We start from the raw sequence: 2,843 nt of genomic DNA on the forward strand, positions 1-2,843 counted from the left end.
GGAGGTCTTGAATCCGTTCCCACTGATCGTCCCGTAAGCCATACCGTCGTACCATTCAGCGACCTTCTTCTGAATTCACTCTCTCAATTGAATCGCTTTTGGTCGTCTTTGGCGACCCCTTAATTGAGGACACGCCCTAGAACAATCAGAAAATATCTTTAAGGGTAGGCTGGGATAAGGCAAAGCCGTTCCCGGCACGTGGGGGCTGTAGGTGCGACCTATCGCCAAACGTCACGGCACTACGTGTCGGCGGTCGCTGTGGCGTGGACGCTGGCCTGGCTGGGAGTGAGCGGTGCCATTGTTGGAGCCCGTTCTCCCGCGCAGATCGACGGCTGGATCGACGCGGCTCGACTGACGGCTAACCAGCATCGATTTGAAAGAGATTGCCGATGCGATCCGTGCGACCGGGGCTGGCACCGGTCCAACTCAACCCGACTGACCGTTGGATTTCTCGCACGCTCAAAGTCGAGTCCGGGCGAGATCAGGGATCCATCTGCTTGGTTTCGTACGCTTCACTGAGGGAGTCATGCCCAACTTCGGATTCAAGATCGTCGACAAGCATGCGATCAGCCTGGCGCCTTTTCTGGACTATGCCCTCACTTGGGCCAGGCCGCTCGAGGTGGGCTTTTATTTCGCCGAGCCCGAAGCCCTGGATCTGATCGGAACACGCTTGGCCGGCGCCTCATTCCGGTCAACGCCCACAGCGACCAAAACCGCACGCATGTCTTCAATCTGCATAAAATCGAGGACCTGCTCGCGGCCCATATTCATCAGGCACAATCCATTGGCAGCCGCTACTCGATCCTGCATGTCGCCAACCAGCCCAGCACCACCCGCGACTCACAGCACAAAGTTCTGTTCGAACGCATTCTTGATAATCTGGAACGGGCGGAAGACCTCTGTTTCCGCCTCGACTACCGCCTGCACATCGAAAACGTCTCAAATGGAGTTGTGAGTTGCCGCTCCGACATTAGGACCGAGTGTCCCCTCGGGGTCGGCAAGCGCCCTTGGGTAGTCTTATTCGCCGGGGCAGCCCACCGGGCACCAGATCGGCCATCGACTGTCCCGAATCACGCTCTCCTCCGAATAGATCGCGAAGTCCACCCTCGATTTCAGTGTCTCGACATCCGCATTGGGCAGTGGCTGCCGACTCTACCCCCCCCTGACCAGTCCTTGAAAAACAGAAGTTTGGCCCCATTTTGATGGGATCACCCGCATCTTTTTCTCCAAACGAGCCGATGATGAAGCGTTCCGCGGTGGTGATACCCCGGCCATTGGCAAACGGTTCCGCGGGATTCAAGGGACCGTCCCGGCCTAGTCCTGCGCCGGAGGCGACGACTCCGTCTGCGGACGCCGCCGTGCTCGACGCCTACTCGCGCACAGTGAGCCAGGTGGCGAGACGGGCACGGCCGTCGGTCGCGCATCTTACGGTACGACGCGCGGATAGCGCTGCCGGTGCGGGGTCGGGATTTGTGTTCACCCCTGACGGCTTCCTGCTGACCAACAGCCATGTCGTGCATGGGGCCAAGGACGTGAGCGCGGCCTTTGCCGACGGCGCGGAGTACCGGGCGCGCCTCATCGGCGAGGATCCCAGTACCGATACCGCCGTGCTGAGACTGGAAGGTGGCTCGACAGCCGCCTTGGCGCTCGGCGATTCCAGCCACCTGCAGCCGGGACAGATCGCCGTCGCCGTGGGATCGCCCCTCGGCTTCGAGTTCACGGTCACCGCCGGGATCGTGAGCGCACTCGGACGCAGCCTTCCCGGCTTCGGCGGACGCTGGATCGAAGATGTCATTCAGACCGACGCCGCCCTCAATCCCGGCAACTCCGGCGGGCCGCTGCTCGACAGCGCCGGACGCGTCGTCGGCGTCAACACTGCCGTCATCCCGTCGGCGCACGGTCTCGCGTTTGCGGTGGCGATCAACACCGTGCAATGGGTGGCCATGGAATTGCTGCGCCATGGGCGGGTCCGCCGCGCGAGTCTGGGGGTGTCCACCGGCCTGGTAGCCTTGCCGCGGCGCTGGGTCCGCGAACACGACTGGCCGGCAGCCACCGGATTGCGCGTGCACCAGGTCGCGGCGGGGTCTGCGGCCGCGAGTGCGGGACTGCGGGCGGGAGACTGGATCATCGGCGTAGAGGGCACGCCGGTGTCGCAGCTGTCCGATCTTCTGAACTGGCTGGCGGGCGATGCCGCCGGAGAGGTGCTGTCATTGAGGCTCCTGCGCCCGCGCGCTGGCGTCCTTGAAGTCCTGCATGTGCTGGTCAAGCCGGACGTAGATTGAATCTACCGAGTTCTACGTCTCCATCACAACCCCATAAGTAGCTTCGCACTGCAAGGTGGAAGGCCGTCGTTTGTTACCTCCTGTGACTCAGCTTCGCCTCTGCCCCGACTCGAGACGTCGAAGGTTGATCCTTTGCCGGCGAAGGGCCACTTTCGGTGTTCGGCCATAACAGGCAGTCAGGGCGATCGACGCGACATGTCGGCGAGGGTAAATTCCGGACACGCTCGTCAGTAGCGGTCCAAAAAGGCGGTTATGGTGTCTGACTCCGTTTTGTACCGCGATACTCGGCGATTCTGGCGGTCTTTACAGGTTTTTTCGGGAGGAAGTTCCGGATTGACTGTTCCGGTAACCCCCTCGGGATACTTATAGAGGTGTCATTGGATTTTCTATCCTTATCTTTGGCGCCGTCCCTCAACGCGTCCTAGGTTCTGTTGACATTTCAACGCAACCAGATGAGTGCTGAGACGAAGCGAAGAAAGCCCATGAAGTTACGCTGCAATTTTTCGAAGCGGGCAAAGATTCTTCGGAAGTGTTTGATTTTGCCAAAGAAGCATTCGATCA

The 2,843-nt window shown here is 60.6% G+C and carries 2 protein-coding genes; one reads left to right on the top strand and one right to left on the bottom strand.

Annotated elements, in window-relative coordinates:
- Window positions 1-627: 627 nt before the first annotated feature.
- On the bottom strand, window positions 628-771 hold the full coding sequence (locus tag VEB01_RS09600; protein WP_324874905.1) for a hypothetical protein: 144 nt from the start codon (window positions 769-771) through the stop codon (window positions 628-630).
- A gap of 470 nt (window positions 772-1,241) precedes the next feature.
- On the opposite strand from VEB01_RS09600, the gene VEB01_RS09605 reads away from it, so the two are divergent.
- On the top strand, window positions 1,242-2,282 hold the full coding sequence (locus VEB01_RS09605; RefSeq protein WP_324874907.1) for a S1C family serine protease: 1,041 nt from the start codon (window positions 1,242-1,244) through the stop codon (window positions 2,280-2,282).
- Window positions 2,283-2,843: the final 561 nt, after the last annotated feature.

The organism is Methylocaldum sp., assembly GCF_035627495.1.
In the GTDB taxonomy this organism is placed as follows: domain Bacteria; phylum Pseudomonadota; class Gammaproteobacteria; order Methylococcales; family Methylococcaceae; genus Methylocaldum.

What these genes read in the sequence shown, in the direction of transcription:
- VEB01_RS09605 (WP_324874907.1), top strand. Translation starts at nt 1,242, where the DNA reads ATGAAGCGTTCCGCGGTGGTGATACCCCGGCCATTGGCAAACGGTTCC.
- VEB01_RS09600 (WP_324874905.1), bottom strand. Translation starts at nt 771, where the DNA reads ATGAATATGGGCCGCGAGCAGGTCCTCGATTTTATGCAGATTGAAGAC.